Raw genomic sequence first — 17,500 nt, forward strand, 5'->3', positions numbered from 1 at the left:
GGTCGAACGCATTCCCATCCGTCGCGCTCGCGGGTCCGTCCACCGGTCGGGGTCTCAGCTCGCGAACAGCGTCCCCCACCGGTCCGTAGCGTGCGGTCCGCACCGGTTCCGTGGTCGCTCCCCGACTTCCGCGCCGCGCGACATGCCGCCGGATCCGGCGACGCTCCCCGTCGCCGGACCCGCGCGTCCTGGCCGCGGTGCCGGAGGACCGCCGTGCCCGGGACCTCGACCCCGGGCACGGCGGTGCACACCGCCGACGGAAGGCCCCCATGAGCACGTCCGAGACCCGTACCGACACCCCCGCCGCCCGCGTGCCCGCCCCGCGTCGTGCCGACCGCGGCGAGCGCTGGACCGAGCGGCTGGGCTGGGAGGAGTCCCCGGATCGGGGGTCCCGGGTCAGCCGAGGGTGAACGGGTCGCGGGTGCCGCCGGACAGCTCCACCCACACCGACTTGTTCTCCAGGTACTCCTCGACGGCCGCGACGCCGTTCTCCCGGCCGAGCCCGGAGTGCCCGAACCCGCCGAACGGGACGCTCGGCGCCACCACCCGGTAGGCGTTGATCCACACCGTGCCGGCCCGGATCCGTCCGGCGACGCGGTGCGCCCGGTGCACGTCCTTCGTCCACACCGCGCCGGCCAGGCCGTACGGGGTGTCGTTGGCCAGCTTCACGGCCTCGTCCTCGTCGGTGAAGGTGAGCGCCGCGAGCACCGGGCCGAACACCTCCTCCCGGTAGACCGTGGACTCGGGCGTCACCCCGGTGATCACGGTCGGCTGCACGAAGTAGCCGCCCAGCCCGGACTCCGCGGCCCCGCCGTAGGCGACGGTGTTGCCCTCCGCCTTCGCCGTCTCCAGGTAGCCGAGGACCTTCTCGTACTGCGGCCCGTTCGCGACCGGACCCATCTCGGTGTCCTCGGCGTTCGGGTCGCCGAGTGTGATCGTCGCCGCGCGCTCGGCGATGAGCCGGACGAGCTCGTCGTGGACGTCGGCGTGCACGATCAGCCGCGACCCCGCCATGCAGGTCTGGCCGGTCGCGGCGAACACGCCGGCGATGATCCCGTTCGCGGCCGCCTCCAGGTCGGCGTCGGGGAACACGACCTGCGGGGACTTGCCGCCCAGCTCCAGGGTGACCTTGTTCAGGTTCTCCGCGGCGGCCTTCGCGATCGACCGCCCGGTCGCGGTGGAGCCGGTGAACGCGACCTTGTCGACGCCCGGGTGCCCGGCCAGGTGCGCGGCGGTGTCCCGGTCGTTCGTGGTGACGACGTTGACCACGCCGGCCGGGATCCCGGCCTTCTCGATCAGCTCGGCCCACTTCAGCGTCGAGGCGGGCGAGTGCTCCGACGGCTTCACGACGATCGTGCAGCCCGCGGCCAGCGCGGGCGCGACCTTCCAGGTCATCAGCAGCAGCGGGGAGTTCCACGGCGTGATCGCCGCGACGACGCCGACCGGCTCCTTGCGCGTGTAGACCAGGTAGTTCGGGTTCGGCGCGGGGATCTGGCGGCCCTCGATCGTCGGGGCGATCCCGGCATAGTAGTGGTACCAGCCGCCGAGCCCGTTGAGCTGGCCGATCATCTCCCGGTACAGCTTCCCGGAGTCGTTGACCTCGGTCCGGGCCAGCGCCTCGGCGTTCTCGGTGATCAGGTCGCCCAGCCGGCGCAGGCAGGCGGCGCGGGCGAACGGGGTCATCGCGCTCCACTCGCCGTCGAGCGCGGTGCGGGCGGCGGCGACGGCGGTGTCGACGTCGTCGGGGCCGCAGTCCGGCACGGTCGCCCACGGCGCTCCGGTGAACGGGTTCTGCGTCTCGAAGGTGCGGCCGGACGCCGCGTCGGACGGCTTCCCGCCGATCAGCATCCTGAAGGTCTCGAGCTCGGCCATGGACGGTCCTCTCTCCAGCGGCTCCGGTGGCGCACGTCCTCGCCGGTGACCCTACGAACCCGGGCCGCGATCCGCAGCCGGTGCAGGATGGGCACATGGCACTCGATCTGCACCACGTCGTGGACGGTCCGGCCGACGCACCGGCCGTGCTGTTCGGCCCGTCGCTGGGGACCGACCTGCACCTGTTCGACGCCCAGGTGGCGGCCCTGTCCGACCGCTTCCGCTGCGTCCGGTTCGACCTGCCCGGGCACGGCGACTCGGCCCCCGCCACCGGTGACCTCACGATCTCCGAGCTCGGCCGCGGCGCGCTCGCCGCCGCCGACGCCGCCGGGATCGGGGACTTCCACTACGTCGGCGTCTCGATCGGCGGGGCGATCGGCCAGTGGCTCGGCGTGCACGGCGGGGAGCGGGTGCGCAGCGTCGCGGTCCTGGCGACGGCGGCGCGCTTCCCGAACCCGGCCTCGTGGCCGCAGCGCGCGGCGACCGTGCGGGCCGACGGCACGGCCGCGATGGTCGGCTCCCGGCCCGGGACCTGGTACGTCGAGACCTGGGCGCAGCGCGACCCGGCCGGTGAGCAGCGGCTGCTGGACATGCTGCGCGCCGCCGACGACGAGAGCTACGCCGCCTGCTGCGCCGCCATCGGCGCCTTCGACATCCGCGCCGAGCTGGGGGCGGTGTCGGTGCCGGCGCTCGTCGTGGCGGGGGCGGACGACCCGGCGACGCCGCCGTCGTCGCTGCACGAGATCGCCGACGCGATCCCCGGCGCCCGCTACGCCGAGGTCGCCGACTCGGCACACCTGCTGAACTACGAGCGCCCCGACGAGGTCAACGCCCTGCTCGCCGAGCACCTGCCCGGCAGATGACGTCGATCAGTACCCGAGCGCGGTCCCGACCGGGGCGCACCGCGCTCAGGTACTGATCGACACGGCGGGGACGGGGTGTCAGGGCGTCCGGGTGGCGCGGCGGGCGCGGTAGGCGGCGACGTGCGCGCGGTTCGCGCAGTTGCCGGTGTCGCAGAACCGCTTGGACCGGTTGCGGGACAGGTCGACCAGCACGGCGTCGCAGTCCTCGGCGGCGCAGCGGCGCAGCCGGGACAGGTCGTCGCCGCGCACCAGGTCGACGACCGACATCGCGATCTCGGCGCCCATCCGGTCCGCGAGCGGCGCGTCCTGGGGCGTGACGTGCAGGTGCCAGTCCCAGCCGTCGTGCCGCGCGAGGTGCGGGCGCGCGTCGGTCTCGGCGAGGATCGCGTTGACCAGCGTGACGGTGCCGTCGCGGTGGGGGCCGTCGTCGTCGCCGTGGGCGGGCCACAGCCCGGCCAGCCGCTCGCGGAGCGCACGGACGGCCCGGCGCTCGTCGTCGGAGCCGGAGCGGCGCCCCGAGTACGGCTGCTCGGCCAGCCACGCCGCGAAGCCCGGCACGTCGTCGAGCGGGTCCGGCTCGACCCGACGGGTGTTCACCAGCGCCGCGGCCGCCGCGAGCAGCACCTGGGTGTCATGGGCGAATTCCATGTTGACCCCTGACATGGTCGGTTCCTAGTGTCAGGAGTCTATGGGTGCTTCGGTCGTGACACGGGATCACATGGTCCGCGGGCTGATGTGGGCGCTGGTCTCGGCCGCCGCGTACGGCTTCTCCGGACCGCTCGGCGCGGCGTTCCTGGAGGCGGGCTGGTCGCCCGGGCTCACGACGCTGCTGCGCATCGCGGGCGCCGCCGTCCTGCTGCTCCCGGTCACGGTCGTGATGCTGCGCCGGCACCCGCTCAGCGCGCCGAACGCCCGCAAGGTCCTGCTCTACGGTCTGGCCGCCGTCGCCGGTGTCCAGCTGTGCTTCTTCCAGGCGCTGCAGCACCTGTCGGTGGGCGTCGCGCTGCTGCTGGAGTTCCTCGCGCCCGTGCTGCTCGTCGGCTGGACCTGGGCGCGGACCCGGCGCACCCCGGCCGCGGTGACGCTCGTCGGCTGCCTGGTCTCGCTCGCCGGACTCGTGCTGGTCGTCGACCCGTTCGGGCCCCAGCGCGTCGACCTGACGGGAATCCTGTGGGGCCTCGGCGCGGCGGTGTGCGTCTGCGTCTACTTCCTGCTGCCCGGCGGCGACGACGAGGGCGGCGTCCCGCCGTTGCTGATGATCTCCGGGGCGATGGTCGTCGGCGCGGTCACGCTCACCGTGACCGGTCTGCTCGGCATCACGCCATGGCGGGTGGGGGAGTCCAGCGGCCGGCTGGCGGGCGTCGACGTGCCCTGGCCGGTGCTGCTGGGGATGCTCGTCGTGCTCGCGACGGCGCTGCCGTACCTCACGGGGATCATCGCCATCCGGCGGCTCGACACGCGCGTCGCGTCGTTCGTGGGGCTGTCCGAGGTGATGTTCGGGGTGCTGGCGGCCTGGGTGCTGATCGCGCAGGTGCCGACCCTGGTCCAGGTGGGTGGTGGGATGCTGATCCTCGGGGGGATCGTGCTGATCCGGCGGGCCGAGAACCGGGTCGCGGCGACGCCGAGTGAGATCGCCGCCCAGGGTTGAACCCCTCGTCGTCCGACTGCCGCTCTCGGCCGCGCGTCACGGGCGGGCGACGGCTGCGGAATGCCGCTAACGGACCGAGCGCCCGGAACGAACGAGTGAACAACTCGCCCGGCCCCCACTCGTTGTGCGAGACGTCGGTGCTGCTCCCCCTCGCCGACAGTGCTGCCGGCCCCGACCGGCGAGATGCGAAGCCGAGGTCGAGAGTGTCCGACGGTCAGTTCGTCACCAGTTCCTTCTGTGCGAAGGGTGAATGCGTGGCCGTCGCGGCCGACGCGACCGGTGTGCGCGTCCGGTCGACGACCGCGGAGGCGGTCGTCGGATTCACCGACGACGAGTGGTCGGCCTTCGTCCGTGGGGTCAAGAACGGCGAGTTCGACCTCGACCGCCTGCGCGGTTAGGACCGTCCCGCGAATCTCCGGTCCAGCATCCTCCGGCTGTCGTCCGGCGACATGGCCTGGTCGAGGAGCCGCTGCCAGATCTGCTGGTAGTCGGCGACAGCCTGTGGAGTGTCGATGAAGACGTCGTTCTCCGTGCCCTCGACGTTCACCATCGGCCAGTCCGTCTCGGGATGGCGAGGCGTGAAGACGGAGAACGTGCTGGTCGCGCTGGTCCAGCCGGCGCGGAACGGCAGGATCTGCAGCGTGATGTTGGGCTGGTCGCCCCGGCGGACCAGCTCGCCGATCTGTCCCCGCAGCACCTCCTCGTCGGCGCACCGGTGCAGGGCGACCTCGTCGAGCAGGACGTGCAGCTCGAGGGGTGGGGCCTCGGTCCGGTCCGGTTCGATCACGTTCTGGCGGCCCATCCGGATCTCCACCATGCGTTCGATCTCGACGCGATCCTGCCCGGCGAACACCTCGGTCAGGAGAAGCCGGGCGTAGTCCTCGGTCTGCAGCAGTCCGGAGATGGGGATGCTGAAGGTGCTCTTGGCGCGCGACTCCGCCTCCAACGAGATGAGCATGTTGAGGTCCACCCCGGACGGAGCAGGACCCAACGGTTCCCACCAGCCCGGAGCCTTCGCATCGTTCGCCCATCCGAGAATGCGATCGCGTTCGGTGTCCGAGGCCCCGTAGATCTCCAGCAGATCGCGGACGTCACGGAACTTCGGTTCCACCTGACCCGTCTCGATGCGGGACAGCTTCGAGGCCGACACCTCGAGGAGTTTCGCGATCTCCGAAAGCTGCCGATGGCGCGCCACGCGAAGCTGCTTCAGGGCCCAGCCCAGACGTTTGCGGATGACGAGTGGGCCGTGTGCCGCGGTCATGACCACACGTCCTCCGGTGATTCCTGCGGATGGTCCCTGGGATGCTATCGCGGATGCAATTGCAGACCGGATGTTGCTTTCAGTCTGGTGCATCCGGGCGTTCGCACCGCATACTCAGCTCCCAGATCCTGGACAGCGGTCACCACCGCTGAAGGGGGTGCGCCATGCACGACCATGACGGCACCACACACAGTCCCGAGATCCCCACCCCGTCGCACCGGAGCGGAGGTGGCACACCATGACCACCTCGCTGATCCTCGTCGGCGGAGTCCTCGCCCTCATCTGGTTCTCCGTGCTCATCGGCATGTCGATGGACACCGAGGCCCAACGACGCCAGTGGAAGCGGGTCGCCCGCGAACGCCGGGACCGCTGGGAGGAACGGCAGCTGCTCCTCCGCAGCTGCCCCCGGCTGGACTGCCCGCTGCGTCGGCCCGGGTGAGCGGTCCGCCGACGTGCCGGACGCCCGGCGCTCACCAGAACCCGACGGCGAACCGGACGGCGTGCCACCGGTCGTCGTCGAGGCGCAGGTGGACGTCGAAACGGGTGTAGCCCTCGGCGTGCGGGTCGTCGTCGGGGGTCACGGTGAGCCCGAGTGTCACGTCGCCCCGCTCGGGGAGGGGCTCGGGGTGCACCTCGGCGAACTCCGGGTGGAACGCCTCCCGCGCGAACCGGGGCGCGAGGTAGCGGCCCAGCATGTCCAGCGCGACGGCGACGGCCTGCGCGCGGTCGGCGAGCAGCGCGTCCGCCACCCGGTCCCGCTCCGGGCCGCCGTGCACGGTGACCTCGAACCCGTCGGGGCAGCGCCGCAACCTCTCCACGGCCCGAGTCTGCCCGCCTAGGCTGCGGGACGTGATGGAGGTCGTCGACCACGAGCCGCACTGGTGGTTCCTGCTCCGCGACGGCGACCGGCTCTACCTCGATGTGAACTGCGAGCACAGCTTCATCGGCTACGCGATGCTCGTCGAGCTCGACGACGGCGAGCGCCGTGCACACGAGGAGGGCGGGCACGCCTACCTCGACCGCCTCGCCGAGGACATCAACGCGAGCGCTCCGGTGCTGCGCGACAGCCGTTCGCCGTACCGGGGCAGGGACCTCACGCGGTCGCTCGGCCCCGCGGTGACCGATGCCGTCCGCCGGTGGCGCGCGACGGGCGACATCGCACCCTGACGGTTCCCACGGGCAACGGGATGACCGCGGCAGCGCGGCGCTGGGGTGGCGCGGCGATCCGGGCCGCGCCACCCCAGGTTCGGGGCCTCAGCCCGCGGCGACCGCCTGCTGGAGGGCCTGCGGGGTCGCGTCGACCTGGGTGCCGTCGACCTTCACGGTCGGGGTGCCGGACACCCCGTCGCGCAGCGCCTGCTGGGTGATCTGGCCGACCCACGGCGCGTAGCGCTGGTCGTCGACGCACTGGGCGAAGTCGCCGCCCGCGCCGGCCTTCTGCCCGAGCGCGACCAGCTGCTCGTTCGGGAGCCCGGCGCCGCCCTCGGCGGGCTGGTTGTCGTAGAGCTCCTTCTCGAACTGTGGGAACACCCCGGCCGCGGCGGCGCATCCGGCCGCGGCGCCCGCACGGGTCGAGTACCGGGTCGACGACGCCCGGTCCAGGATGGCGATCGGGTGGTAGACGATCTTCGCCTGGCCGGAGGACACGATCTGGTCGAGCGTCTGCCCGGACTGTGCCTCGAACTGCTTGCAGATCGGGCACTGGAAGTCGAGGTAGATGTCGATCGTCTTCGGGGCCGCCTCGTTGCCGACGGTCACGCCCTGCGCGGACGCGTTCGCCGGTACCGCGATCCCGCCGCCGGAGTTCTTCCAGTAGACGCCGACACCGACGACCGCGGCGAAGGCCACCACGACGATCAGCGCGATCACCGTGAACTGCGACGGTCCCTTCCTCGCGGTGAGCGGGTTCTTCGCCGCCGCCTTCCGCTTCCCGGTGGCCATCAGGGTTCCTCCTCGGACGTCCGCGTGCCCCCACTCCCGACGACCAGTTGTACGCCCTGTCGCCCCGCAACGGTTCGGCGGGGCGCCGGTCCGCCGCAGGTCAGGGGCCCGGGTGGCGGATCTTCGATCGCGTGTAGAACCATGGGGTCGTGAGTACCGACAGCGCCGTGGACCGGGCCGTAGGGGAGACGGACGTCCGTACGGTCGAGCTCAAGATCGACGGCATGACCTGCGCGGCCTGCGTCGGACGGGTCGAGCGCAAGCTCGGCAAGCTCGACGGCGTCGACGCGACCGTCAACCTCGCCACCGAGCGCGCGCTGGTCCGGTACCCGTCGGCGACCCCGGTCGCGACCCTGGTCGAGACGGTCCGCAAGGCCGGCTACGGCGCCACCGAGATCCGCCCGACCGACACCGGCGACGAGGCCACCTCCGACGACACCGCGCTGCGGCGGCTGCGGACCCGGATGGCCGTCGCGCTCATCCTGTTCATCCCGCTGGCCGACCTGTCGCTGGCGATGTCGCTGGTCCCGTCGCTGCGCTTCCCGTACTGGCAGTGGGTGGTCGTCGCGCTGGCGCTGCCCGTCGTCGGCTGGGCGGCGTGGCCGTTCCACCGCACCGCCGTGCTGAACCTGCGCCACGGGACGACGTCGATGGACACCCTCGTCTCGCTCGGCGTGATCTCGGCGTCGGCCTGGTCGCTGGGCGAGATGGCGTTCCTCGACACCCGGCAGACCCTCACCGGGTGGGACGCGGTGCTGCACCCGTCCGGCCCGCTCTACCTCGAGGTCGCCGCCGGGGTCACGACGTTCGTGCTGGCCGGGCGGTACTTCGAGGCCCGCGCCCGCCGTACCGCCGGGCGTGTCATGCGCTCGCTCGCCGCGCTGGAGACCGACGAGGTCACGGTCCTGTCCGGGGGGACGGAGTCCCGCGTCCCCGTGCGACGGCTGCGGGTCGGCGACCGCTTCCTGGTGCGGCCGGGCGAGCGGGTCGCCGCCGATGGCGTCGTCGAGACCGGGCGGGCCGCCGTCGACACGAGTGCGATGACCGGCGAACCGGTCCCGGTCGAGGTCGGGCCGGGCGACGCCGTCACCGGCGGCACGATCGCCTCGGGCGGGCGGCTGGTCGTCGTCGCCGAGCAGGTCGGCGCGGACACCCGGCTCGCGCGGATGATCGCGGCCGTCGAGCGGGCGCAGACCGAGAAGTCCGCGACGCAGCGGCTGGTCGACCGGGTGTCGTCGGTGTTCGTGCCGGTGGTGCTGGCGCTGGCGCTGCTCACCCTCGGGGGCTGGTTGCTGGCCGGCGCGGGCTGGGCCGGCGCGCTGGCGCCCGCGATCGCCGTGGTGATCATCGCCTGCCCCTGCGCGCTGGGGCTGGCGACGCCGACCGCGCTGATGGTCGCGACCGGCCGCGGCGCCGAGCTGGGCATCTTCGTGAAGGGGCACCGGGCGCTGGAGACCACCCGGGCCGCCGACACCGTCGTCCTCGACAAGACCGGCACGCTGACGACCGGGCGGATGGCCGTGGTCGAGGTCGCCGCCCTCCCGGGTGCGGACGCGGCGCAGGTGCTGGCCCGCGCCGCCGCCGTCGAGAGCGGGTCCGAGCACGCCATCGCCGCCGCGATCCGTGCCCACGCCGGACCGGACGTCCCGGCGGTGGAGGACTTCGTCGCGCTGCCCGGGCTCGGCGCCCGCGGCACCGTCGACGGCCGCACCGTCTCCGTCGGGCGCCCCCCGGAGGACGCGGGCGCGCTCGCGCCGCGGCTCGCGGAGTGGGAGGCGGCCGGGCACACCGTCGTCGCCGTGCACGTCGACGACGCCCTCGCCGGGCTGGTCGCGCTGGCCGACCCGGTGAAGGAGTCCGCGCCGGTCGCGGTGGCCGAGCTCGTCGCGATGGGGCTGCGCCCGGTGCTGCTGACCGGTGACCGGCCCGCCGCCGCGCACGCCGTCGCCCGGGCCTGCGGGATCACCGAGGTCGTTGCCGGGGCGCTGCCCGACGGCAAGGTCGATCACGTCCGTGCGCTGCAGGCGCAGGGCCGCACCGTCGCCATGGTCGGCGACGGGGTGAACGACGCCGCCGCCCTCGCCGCGGCCGACCTGGGCATCGCCGTCGGCTCGGGCACCGACGTCGCCCTGGAGGCCGCCGACGTCGTGCTCGTACGCGACGACCTGCGCGTGCTCCCGGCGACCGTCGAGCTGGCCCGCGCCACGATGGGCACCATCCGCGGGAACCTGTGGTGGGCGTTCGGCTACAACACCGCGGCGATCCCCATCGCGATGGCGGGTCTGCTGAACCCCCTGCTCGCCGGGGCCGCGATGGCGCTGTCGTCGTTCCTGGTGGTCACCAACAGCCTGCGGCTGCGGAAGGCGGCGAGCTGGGCCGACGGCACCCTCGGCGGGACGCGCACCCCGGTCGGCGAGGAGTCGACCGACTACGTGGAGCCCGCGGTCCACACCCCCTGACCGGGCGGGCGTGGTCGCCGGAATACGGCGGCCCGTCCCGCGGCTGATCCAGGGGTGACCGCACCCCTTCCCGATGCGATCGACACCCGTCTCGACCGGATGCTGGCCGGCATGGTGTGGGAGCTGCAACGGTCCCGCCGCTCCCGGGTGACCGACGGCGCGACGGCCACGGTGCTCCGCGACGCCGCCGGGTTCGTCTTCCTGCACGAGGGCCGCGTCTCGGTCCGCACGACGACCGGCTGCTGGACGACCGTCGTGGCGGGGGACCTCGTCCTCGTCCCGCGGCCGGGGGACCTGACGGTCCGCGGCGAGGACGGGGCGGACCTCACCGCCGTCGTGTTCGCCGGGGCACCGGCCCGCCCCCGCGACGACGGCACGCTCCCGCCCGCACTCGTCGCCCGCGCGTTCGGGCCCGCCGAGCCCGGCATGGCGACGCTCGTGCGCGGGATGGAGTGCGGGTGGAGCACCGTCGGCGGGCGGGTCCGCAGCGGCGACACCGTGATCTGCAGCCGGATCGCCACCACGATCGCCGTGACCGCGGTGCGGATGTGGGTCGAGCAGCAGCCGGCCGGTACCGACCGGTGGCTCGCCTCGGCGCTCGACCCCCGGATCGCCCGCGCCCTGCACGCCATCCACACCGACCCGGCCCGCCCCTGGACGGTCGCCGACATGGCCCGGGAGGCGACCATGTCGCGGGCGGTCTTCGCGGCCCGCTTCGCCGAGGTCGTCGGCCGGACCCCGGCGGACTACCTGGCCGCCACCCGGGTCGACGCCGGCCGGGCGCTGCTCGCCGACGGCAGCGCCACGGTCGCCGAGGTCGCCCACCGGGTCGGCTACCGCTCCGAGCTCGGGTTCGCCCGGGCGTTCCGCCGCGAGTCCGGGATGTCGCCGTCCCGGTGGCGCTCGTCGGTCCGGTCCTCGCCCGCGTCGTAGGGCGGGTCCTGCGGGGCGGAGCCGAAGGTCAGACCGCCGACCGCGGCCGCGACGGCCGCACCGGCGAGGGTCGCGCGCACCCCGAGGCCGTCCACGAGGAGCCCGCCGGCGGCGGCCCCGATCGTGATGGCGAGCTGGAACCCGGCGACGAGCAGGCCGCCCCCGGCCTCCATGCGGGTCGGCGCGACCCGGGCGATCCAGGTCGTGACCACCGTCAGCCACGCCCCGAACGACAGCCCCCAGACGGCCACGCCGGCGACGACCACCGGCAGCACCGCCGGGAACGCGGCCACCGCGGCGACGCCGGCCGCGAGCGTCGCCGGGACCGCGAAGCGCACGACCCGCAGGTGGCGGTCGACGACCAGCCCGACGACGACGTTCCCCACCACGCCGCCCGCGCCGAACACCGCCAGCAGCACGGCCACCCCGCCTGCGTCGAGACCCGGGACTGTCCCGAGCGCCGGGCGGATGTAGGTGAACGCGGCGAAGTGCCCCAGGACGGTGAGCACGTGGCCGGTGAGCCCGCGCCCGATGCCGGGCGCCCGCAGGGTGTCGAGCAGCGGACGGAGACCGTCCGAGGCGTCCGGGGCCACGGTCGGGAGCGCCGACCGGATCGCGACCGCGGTGACCGCGGACAGCACGGCGACGCCGACGAACACGGCCCGCCACCCGGCCACCGACCCGAGCAGGACGGCCAGCGGCACCCCCGCCACCGTCGCGACGGTCGTCCCGGTGTTCACGAGCATCACCGCGCGGCCGAGCCGCCCGGGCGTGCTCAGCCGGGCCGCGACGGCCAGCGACATCGCCCAGAACCCGCCGATCGCGGCCCCGAGGAGCAGCCGCGCCAGCAGCAGCACGACGAAGTTCGGCGCCACCGCGACCGCCAGGTTGGACGCCGCGGCGGCCACGGCCAGCGCGGTCAGCAGGGCCCGGCGGTCGAGCCGGGGCAGCAGCACCCCGATCGTGGGGGCGACGAGGAGCCCGACGAACGCCGTCGCCGACACGGCCTGCCCGGCCTGGCCCTCGGTGATCCCGAGCGCGGCGGCCATCGGGGTCAGCAGGCCGGGCGGGAGGAACTCGGCGAGGACGAGCACGAAGCTCGTCATCGCCATCACGGCGACCGCGCCCCAGGCGGTGCGTTCGGGGCGGGTCGTCGGTACGAGGGTGTCGGTCATGCCCCCAGGTTTCGCTACGGAACGGTCGTCGGCCCATCGGATCGTCCGGCGGAGCAGACCGAGCGTCCGGATCCCGCTACGGTCGCCGTCGTGAGCAGCTACGTCGTCGAGCGCCGGACCGTCGTCGACGCCCCCGCGGACCGGATCCACGACCTGGTCGCCGACCTCCACGCCTGGCGGTCCTGGTCGCCGTGGGAGGACCTCGACCCGGCCCTGGAACGCCGCTACGACGGCGCCGAGCGTGGCACCGGCGCCCGCTACTCCTGGTCGGGGAACCGCAAGGCAGGCCGCGGCACGATGGAGGTCGTCGCCGACACCCCGGAGCGGATCGAGGTCCTCGTGCGCTTCGAGAAGCCGTTCCGTTCCACCAGCACGTCCGCGTTCCTGCTGGCCCCGGCCGGTGCCGGGACCGAGGTCGTCTGGCGGATGACGGGTGAGCAGTCCGGGGTGGCCGCGCTGGTCGGCCGGATCGTGCCGATGGACCGGCTGCTCGGCGGGGACTTGCAGAAGGGCCTGGCCCGGCTGGCGACGGCCGCCGGCACGGGGTGAGCGGCGCTCAGCCCCAGTGCGTGCCGTACCGCTCGGCCAGCTCGCGGGCCTGCCCGTCGTCGAGCCACCGGGCCTCGCGCCCGCCCAGCAGCACGGTCACCCGCGCGGCCTCCTCCAGCTCCACGGCGGCGTCGACGGCGCGGTCCAGGTCGGCACCACCCGTCAGCGAGCCGTGGTTGCCGAGCAGGGCGGCGGTGAACCGCCCGGGCAGCCCGTCGAGGCTCGCGGCCAGCTCCTGGGAGCCCGGCGGGGCGTAGGGCGCCAGCGGGGTGCGGCCGACCCGCATGACGAAGTACGGGGTGACCGGCGGCAGCGCCGAGGCCGGTGACCAGGGGGGCAGGCAGGACGCGGCGACCGCGTACGGCGAGTGCAGGTGGACTACCGCCGCGACCCCGGGCTCGCTGCGGTACAGCGCCAGGTGCAGCGGGACCTCCTTGGACGGCCGCGCCCCGGTCACCGGCGCCCCGGTGGTGTCGACGACGGCGAGCCGGTCGGGTTCCAGCTCCCCGAGTCCGAGCCCGGTCGGGGTGACGACGACCAGGTCCCCGACCCGCTCGGACAGGTTCCCCGAGGCGCCGGGGCTCAGCCCGGCCGCGACGACCTGCCGGCCGGCCGCGCAGACGCGGTCCGCGGCCGCGAGCAGGTGCCCGGGAAGCGACCCGGTCACCGTGCCCCGTCCGGCGCCGCGTCCCAGGCCCGCACGAACAGGTCCGCACCGCCGAAGTTGCCCGACTTGAGGACCAGCCCGAGCGGCTCCTCGTCGGGGCCGCGCTCGGCCCGGGCCCAGGCCACGCCCGGGTCGAGCCGTGGCCCGACCACGAGCCCGCGGACCCCGAGCGCCGCGACGACGGCCCCGGAGGTCTCACCCCCGGCCACGACCAGGCGCCGCACCCCGCGCTCGACCAGCAGCCGGGCGACGGCGCCGAGCGCCTCCTCGAACAGCGGCGCGGCCTCGGGACCGGACAGGTCGCCGTCGTCGCCGGTCGCGTAGACCACGACCGGGCCGTCGGCGGGGGAGCAGGCGAGCGCCTCCTCGGCGACGGCGCGGTGGGTGCCCGCCGGGTCCCGGCGCAGCGCGGCGGGGTCGAGCCGGATCCCGCGGCCCGCGGCGGCACCGGCCCGGACCTGGGCCCGGGTGGCCTGCGAGGCGCTGCCCGACAGCACCACCCGGGGCCCGTCGCCCGCGGCGGGGATCGCGGCCTCCGCGGCCGCGTGCGGTCCGGCGAGCCCCTGGGCGACGGCGCTGCCCCCGGTGAGCAGCGGCAGGTCGGCGGTGGCCTCGACCAGGGTGACCAGGTCGGCGTCGCACACGGCGTCGACGACGACGTGCCGCGCCCCGGCGGCGGCCTGCCCGTCCAGCGCCGCACGCAGGGCGGCCGGCCCGGCCGTCACCGCGGGGAGCGGGACCAGGCCCACGGCCCCGGCGCCGCCGCGGACCTGGGGGGCGAGCAGCCGGGGCAGGCTGGAGTCACGCATGGGGGTCAGCGGGTGGTCGCGCATCGGCGACTCGTCGAGCGGGTCGTCACCGACGAACAGGTGGCCGCGGTAGACCGTGCGCCCGTTCGCGGGGAACGCGGGCGCGACCACCGTCCACGGGGCGCCGAGCGCGTCGAGCAGGGCGTCGGCGACCGGCCCGATGTTGCCCCCGGGGGTGGAGTCGAACGTCGAGCAGTACTTGAACAGGATCCGGTCGCAGCCGTGGGCGCGCAGCGCCGACAGCGCGGCCAGCGAGCCCGCGACGGCCTCGGCGGGCGGCGCGGTCCGGCTCTTGAGGGCGACGACCACCGCGTCGGTGCCGTCGGCGGCCGGGGGCAGCCCACCGGACACGGCCTCGCCGGGGACGACGGCGGTGCGGAACCCGGCGGCGGTCAGCACGATCGCGAGGTCGGTCGCGCCGGTCAGGTCGTCGGCGATGGCGCCGATCGTGGTCACGGTCGTCCTCCTGGGGTGGGGGGCGGTACGGGGGTCGTCACACGACACCGACGGCGATCAGGACGTTGAGCACCGCGAAGCCGGTCACGCCGGAGATCACCGAGGCGACGCCGATCGAGCGGATCCCCTGGCCGACGGTCATGTTGGACAGCGTGGTGGTGACCCACCAGCCCGACGAGTTGGCGTGCTTCATGATCTGGGCGCCGGTGGCGCAGGCCAGGTAGATCGCGATCGGCGCGAGCCCGAGCACGTCCACCAGCGGCTGCATGATCGCCGCGGCGGTCATGACACCGAGGATGTTCGACCCGGTGATGGTGCAGACCGCGGCCGCCACGAGGAACGGGATGATGATCGGCGAGATGCCGATCTGCTGGACGCCCTCGGCCACGCTCTCGGCCACCCCGGTCTCCCGGATCGTGGCCGCCAGCGCCCCGCCGACACCGGTCAGCGCGAGCGGCATCGCGGCGATCCGCAGGCCGCTCTCGAACAGGTCGGTCAGGGTCTCCTTGTCCCGCCAGCGCCCGCGGAACAGCGGCAGGGACAGCACGCAGGCCAGGAACAGCGCCATCGTGGGCTCGCCGACGAACTCCAGCGCCCCGCGCACGGGGTTGTCCTCGGCCATCAGCGGCCCGAGCAGCGAGGCGCCGCTGATCAGCACGATCGGCGCGACGATCGGGGTCAGGCAGGCGAGCAGCGACGGCCCGCGGACGGCGGTCCGCTCGGTCACGGCGGTGTCGCCGGAGGGTCCGCTCCCGCCGGTGGCCAGGTGCTCGACGAACTCGGGCTTCGGGTCGACGTGGGTGCGGATGGTCGTGAGGTAGAGGGTCGCGGCGAGGATGCCCGGCACGCCGACGGCGAGGCCGAGCAGGATCGCCTGGCCGGTCGGGACCCCGAGCAGCGCGGCGGAGGCCAGCGGGCCCGGTCCGGGCGGCACGACCGAGGTCATCACGTAGGCGCCGATGTAGAGGATCGGGCCCAGCTTCATCATCGAGATCCCGGTGCGGGCCGCGAGCGCCGAGACGATCGGGATCAGCATGACGACGACGGAGTCCGCGATCAGCGGGATCCCCACCACCGACGACGCGAGCGCGACGGCCCAGGGGACCTTCCGCTCGGAGAACAGCCGCAGGCACCGTTCGGTGATGGCCTCGGCGGCGCCGGAGAGCTCGAGCATCTTTCCGAGCACGCAGCCGAAGATGACCAGCAGGCCGACGCTGGCGAGGGTGTTGCCGAAGCCCTCGGTGACCAGGTCGATCGTCCCGGTCCCGCCCATGCCCAGCGCGAGGCCGAGCGCGACGACCACGACGAACAGCGTCGCGACGGGGTGGACCTTGAAGCGGGCGATGAACAGGACGAGGACGACGAGCGCGAGCAGGAACGCGCTGAGGACGTAGATGTCCGACACGACGATGTATCCGATCGGGGAAGGGGAGGGCGGGGTCAGCCGGTCGCGCCGGTGCGCCAGGCCGCGAGCAGGTGGGGGTCGGGGTCGGCGAGGTCGCCGATCCGCACCGGGGCACCGGCCGGTACGTCCCGGGCGAGCGTGGTGTGCGCGGCCAGGTAGAGGGGTGCGACGTCGTCGGGCGCCTCCGCCGCGGCGAACAGCACCGGGGCGACGCCGTCGACGTCGTGGTGGTGCCCGCCCATGGCCAGGGTGCGGCCGGTGGCGAGGCCGGTCCGGGCGCGCCCGGCGAGCACGACGTGGCGACCGCGGTCCGGGGGTGCCGCGGCGGGGCCGCGCTCGGCGACGGCGAGGACCGACAGCGGCGTCTCGACGCCCATGAGGTGGTAGGGCAGGTAGAGGCAGGCGTAGCGCCCGTCGCGGCTCACGACGTGGCCCTTGCCGGACAGCGTCTCCCAGGTCACCGGGTCGTGGGTGCGCACGACGACGAACACCCCGCCGGCGAAGCTCGCCTCGTCCGGGCGGCGCAGCACGGTGAACACGTCGACCACGCCCGGCCGCCCGGTCACGCCGCCGTCCCCGGCGAGGGCGTAGACGTCGGCGAGCTCGGCGACGCGGGCCACCGGGTAGTGCAGGGTCTCGACGTCGGGGACCAGCCCGGTGGCGTCGGCGACGACGGCCATCTCGCACAGGTCCGCGGCCGCGCTGCGCCGGATCGTGGCGACCGCGTCGGCGCGCGCGTCCAGCGTGCCGCGGACGCCGCCCGGCTCCGGCGGGGCGAGCAGCCGCTCCGGGTCGGCGACGTCGATCTCCTGGTCGAGGTGGCGCAGCCGGCCGGTCGACGGGTCGAGCACCAGGTCGTACTCGCCGGACTTGCCGGCCGCGACGACCTCCAGGCCGAGTTCGCGGGTGCGGGCGTACCACTCGACGAGGTTCGCCGGCTGGTCCCCGGCGCCGGGCACGTAGCCGAGGCCGCGGTCGGCGGCGCGCCGGGCGAGGTCGGTGCCGACGACCGTCTCGACCTCCTTGGACACCATCACCACGTGCCGGTCGTGCTCCAGCGCGTCGACGGCGGCGCGGTACCCCGCGGCGGGGCTGCCGGTGGCCTCGACCAGGACGTCGTGCCCGGCCCCGGTCAGCAGCGCCAGGTCCGGGACGACGGCGACGGTGCCCGCCGGGCGGGCGGCGACCTCGTCGGCGGTGCGGCACACGGCCAGCTCGTCGGCGCGGAAGCCGAGCTCGCGGCACATCGTGACGGTGCCGTCGACGTCGAGGTCGCACAGCGCGTCCGGGACGACCCGCGGGGTGTGCCGGGTCTGGGCGAGCAGGGTCCGGCCGAAGCCGCCCCGTGCGCCGGTCAGCGCGTAGCGCACCGGTGGTGCTCCGGACGGGGGCATGCGACCTCCTCGAACGCCGGTGGCGACAGCACGGCGTTGTCGACGACCGCCCGGCGGCGCGGCGGACG

19 protein-coding genes are annotated in these 17,500 nt (G+C 74.6%); 9 read left to right on the plus strand and 10 right to left on the minus strand.

The window, feature by feature from the left end; genetic code table 11:
- The first annotated feature begins 269 nt into the window (after positions 1-269).
- Positions 270-410 (plus strand): hypothetical protein, encoded by a 141-nt coding sequence (locus tag DMP17_RS28235; protein ID WP_208826422.1) that lies wholly within the window; start codon positions 270-272, stop codon positions 408-410.
- Here the strand turns inward: DMP17_RS28235 and DMP17_RS28240 are convergent.
- Positions 397-1,872, minus strand: a complete 1,476-nt coding sequence (locus tag DMP17_RS28240; protein WP_337831086.1) for an aldehyde dehydrogenase — start codon at positions 1,870-1,872, stop codon at positions 397-399. The two genes, DMP17_RS28235 and DMP17_RS28240, sit on opposite strands and share 14 nt — an antisense overlap.
- Positions 1,873-1,967: 95 nt before the next feature.
- Here DMP17_RS28240 and pcaD point away from each other — a divergent pair, with 95 nt between their 5' ends.
- Positions 1,968-2,735, plus strand: coding sequence for a 3-oxoadipate enol-lactonase (gene pcaD, locus DMP17_RS28245; RefSeq protein ID WP_337831087.1), 768 nt, complete (start codon positions 1,968-1,970; stop codon positions 2,733-2,735).
- A gap of 78 nt (positions 2,736-2,813) precedes the next feature.
- Here the strand turns inward: pcaD and DMP17_RS28250 are convergent, their stop codons facing one another.
- Positions 2,814-3,383 (minus strand): CGNR zinc finger domain-containing protein, encoded by a 570-nt coding sequence (locus tag DMP17_RS28250; RefSeq protein ID WP_337831088.1) that lies wholly within the window; start codon positions 3,381-3,383, stop codon positions 2,814-2,816.
- 55 nt (positions 3,384-3,438) lie between these two features.
- Between DMP17_RS28250 and DMP17_RS28255 the strand changes: the two genes are divergently transcribed.
- Complete coding sequence (locus tag DMP17_RS28255; protein WP_337831089.1) at positions 3,439-4,383, plus strand: EamA family transporter; 945 nt, start codon at positions 3,439-3,441, stop codon at positions 4,381-4,383.
- A gap of 203 nt (positions 4,384-4,586) precedes the next feature.
- Positions 4,587-4,781, plus strand: a complete 195-nt coding sequence (locus tag DMP17_RS28260; protein WP_337831090.1) for a DUF397 domain-containing protein — start codon at positions 4,587-4,589, stop codon at positions 4,779-4,781.
- On the opposite strand, the gene DMP17_RS28265 is transcribed toward DMP17_RS28260, so the two are convergent.
- A complete protein-coding gene (locus DMP17_RS28265) occupies positions 4,778-5,644 on the minus strand; it encodes a helix-turn-helix domain-containing protein (RefSeq protein ID WP_337831091.1) in 867 nt (288 codons plus the stop codon). The genes DMP17_RS28260 and DMP17_RS28265 overlap by 4 nt on opposite strands.
- 238 nt (positions 5,645-5,882) lie before the next feature.
- Here DMP17_RS28265 and DMP17_RS28270 point away from each other — a divergent pair, with 238 nt between their 5' ends.
- Positions 5,883-6,083 carry a hypothetical protein gene (locus tag DMP17_RS28270; protein ID WP_337831092.1) on the plus strand — a complete coding sequence of 67 codons (201 nt, stop codon included), beginning with the start codon at positions 5,883-5,885 and terminating at the stop codon, positions 6,081-6,083.
- Positions 6,084-6,114: 31 nt separating this feature from the next.
- On the opposite strand, the gene DMP17_RS28275 is transcribed toward DMP17_RS28270, so the two are convergent.
- A complete protein-coding gene (locus DMP17_RS28275; RefSeq protein WP_337831093.1) occupies positions 6,115-6,462 on the minus strand; it encodes a hypothetical protein in 348 nt (115 codons plus the stop codon).
- Positions 6,463-6,493: 31 nt separating this feature from the next.
- On the opposite strand from DMP17_RS28275, the gene DMP17_RS28280 reads away from it, so the two are divergent.
- On the plus strand, positions 6,494-6,811 hold the full coding sequence (locus tag DMP17_RS28280; RefSeq protein WP_226354699.1) for a hypothetical protein: 318 nt from the start codon (positions 6,494-6,496) through the stop codon (positions 6,809-6,811).
- 87 nt (positions 6,812-6,898) lie between these two features.
- On the opposite strand, the gene DMP17_RS28285 is transcribed toward DMP17_RS28280, so the two are convergent.
- Positions 6,899-7,585, minus strand: a complete 687-nt coding sequence (locus DMP17_RS28285) for a DsbA family protein (RefSeq protein WP_337831094.1) — start codon at positions 7,583-7,585, stop codon at positions 6,899-6,901.
- A 149-nt stretch (positions 7,586-7,734) separates the two neighbouring features.
- Between DMP17_RS28285 and DMP17_RS28290 the strand changes: the two genes are divergently transcribed.
- Both DMP17_RS28290 and DMP17_RS28295 read left to right on the plus strand, forming a co-directional pair.
- Positions 7,735-10,044 carry a heavy metal translocating P-type ATPase gene (locus DMP17_RS28290; RefSeq protein WP_337831095.1) on the plus strand — a complete coding sequence of 770 codons (2,310 nt, stop codon included), beginning with the start codon at positions 7,735-7,737 and terminating at the stop codon, positions 10,042-10,044.
- Between the two features lie 54 nt (positions 10,045-10,098).
- Positions 10,099-10,977 (plus strand): helix-turn-helix transcriptional regulator, encoded by an 879-nt coding sequence (locus DMP17_RS28295; RefSeq protein WP_337831096.1) that lies wholly within the window; start codon positions 10,099-10,101, stop codon positions 10,975-10,977.
- Here the strand turns inward: DMP17_RS28295 and DMP17_RS28300 are convergent.
- Complete coding sequence (locus tag DMP17_RS28300; protein WP_337831097.1) at positions 10,878-12,152, minus strand: MFS transporter; 1,275 nt, start codon at positions 12,150-12,152, stop codon at positions 10,878-10,880. The genes DMP17_RS28295 and DMP17_RS28300 overlap by 100 nt on opposite strands.
- Positions 12,153-12,242: 90 nt before the next feature.
- On the opposite strand from DMP17_RS28300, the gene DMP17_RS28305 reads away from it, so the two are divergent.
- Positions 12,243-12,701: an SRPBCC family protein gene (locus DMP17_RS28305; protein WP_337831098.1), complete on the plus strand. Its 459-nt coding sequence runs from the start codon at positions 12,243-12,245 to the stop codon at positions 12,699-12,701.
- A gap of 7 nt (positions 12,702-12,708) precedes the next feature.
- Here DMP17_RS28305 and DMP17_RS28310 read toward each other — a convergent pair whose 3' ends face one another.
- Genes DMP17_RS28310 through DMP17_RS28325 form a run of 4 tightly spaced genes read right to left on the minus strand, consistent with a single transcriptional unit; the run spans position 12,709 to position 17,432 of the window.
- The gene (locus DMP17_RS28310) at positions 12,709-13,368 is read right to left on the minus strand and encodes a class II aldolase/adducin family protein (protein WP_226368204.1); all 660 of its coding nucleotides are present in this window, start codon (positions 13,366-13,368) and stop codon (positions 12,709-12,711) included.
- Positions 13,365-14,633 carry a 3-oxo-tetronate kinase gene (gene otnK / locus DMP17_RS28315; RefSeq protein WP_337831099.1) on the minus strand — a complete coding sequence of 423 codons (1,269 nt, stop codon included), beginning with the start codon at positions 14,631-14,633 and terminating at the stop codon, positions 13,365-13,367. Before otnK ends, DMP17_RS28310 begins: the two co-directional genes overlap by 4 nt.
- A gap of 37 nt (positions 14,634-14,670) precedes the next feature.
- A complete protein-coding gene (locus tag DMP17_RS28320) occupies positions 14,671-16,038 on the minus strand; it encodes a GntP family permease (protein WP_226368206.1) in 1,368 nt (455 codons plus the stop codon).
- Positions 16,039-16,073: 35 nt separating this feature from the next.
- Positions 16,074-17,432: a homoserine dehydrogenase gene (locus DMP17_RS28325; protein WP_226354708.1), complete on the minus strand. Its 1,359-nt coding sequence runs from the start codon at positions 17,430-17,432 to the stop codon at positions 16,074-16,076.
- Between the last annotated feature and the right edge of the window lie 68 nt (positions 17,433-17,500).

The organism is Pseudonocardia sp. TMWB2A, assembly GCF_017312135.1.

Excerpts from the sequence above, each read along its gene's own strand:
- DMP17_RS28240 (WP_337831086.1), bottom strand. The coding sequence starts at position 1,872 with ATGGCCGAGCTCGAGACCTTCAGGATGCTGATCGGCGGGAAGCCGTCC.
- pcaD (WP_337831087.1), top strand. The coding sequence starts at position 1,968 with ATGGCACTCGATCTGCACCACGTCGTGGACGGTCCGGCCGACGCACCG.
- DMP17_RS28235 (WP_208826422.1), top strand. The coding sequence starts at position 270 with ATGAGCACGTCCGAGACCCGTACCGACACCCCCGCCGCCCGCGTGCCC.
- DMP17_RS28325 (WP_226354708.1), bottom strand. The coding sequence starts at position 17,432 with ATGCCCCCGTCCGGAGCACCACCGGTGCGCTACGCGCTGACCGGCGCA.
- DMP17_RS28300 (WP_337831097.1), bottom strand. The coding sequence starts at position 12,152 with ATGACCGACACCCTCGTACCGACGACCCGCCCCGAACGCACCGCCTGG.
- DMP17_RS28250 (WP_337831088.1), bottom strand. The coding sequence starts at position 3,383 with ATGGAATTCGCCCATGACACCCAGGTGCTGCTCGCGGCGGCCGCGGCG.
- DMP17_RS28270 (WP_337831092.1), top strand. The coding sequence starts at position 5,883 with ATGACCACCTCGCTGATCCTCGTCGGCGGAGTCCTCGCCCTCATCTGG.
- DMP17_RS28285 (WP_337831094.1), bottom strand. The coding sequence starts at position 7,585 with ATGGCCACCGGGAAGCGGAAGGCGGCGGCGAAGAACCCGCTCACCGCG.
- DMP17_RS28265 (WP_337831091.1), bottom strand. The coding sequence starts at position 5,644 with ATGACCGCGGCACACGGCCCACTCGTCATCCGCAAACGTCTGGGCTGG.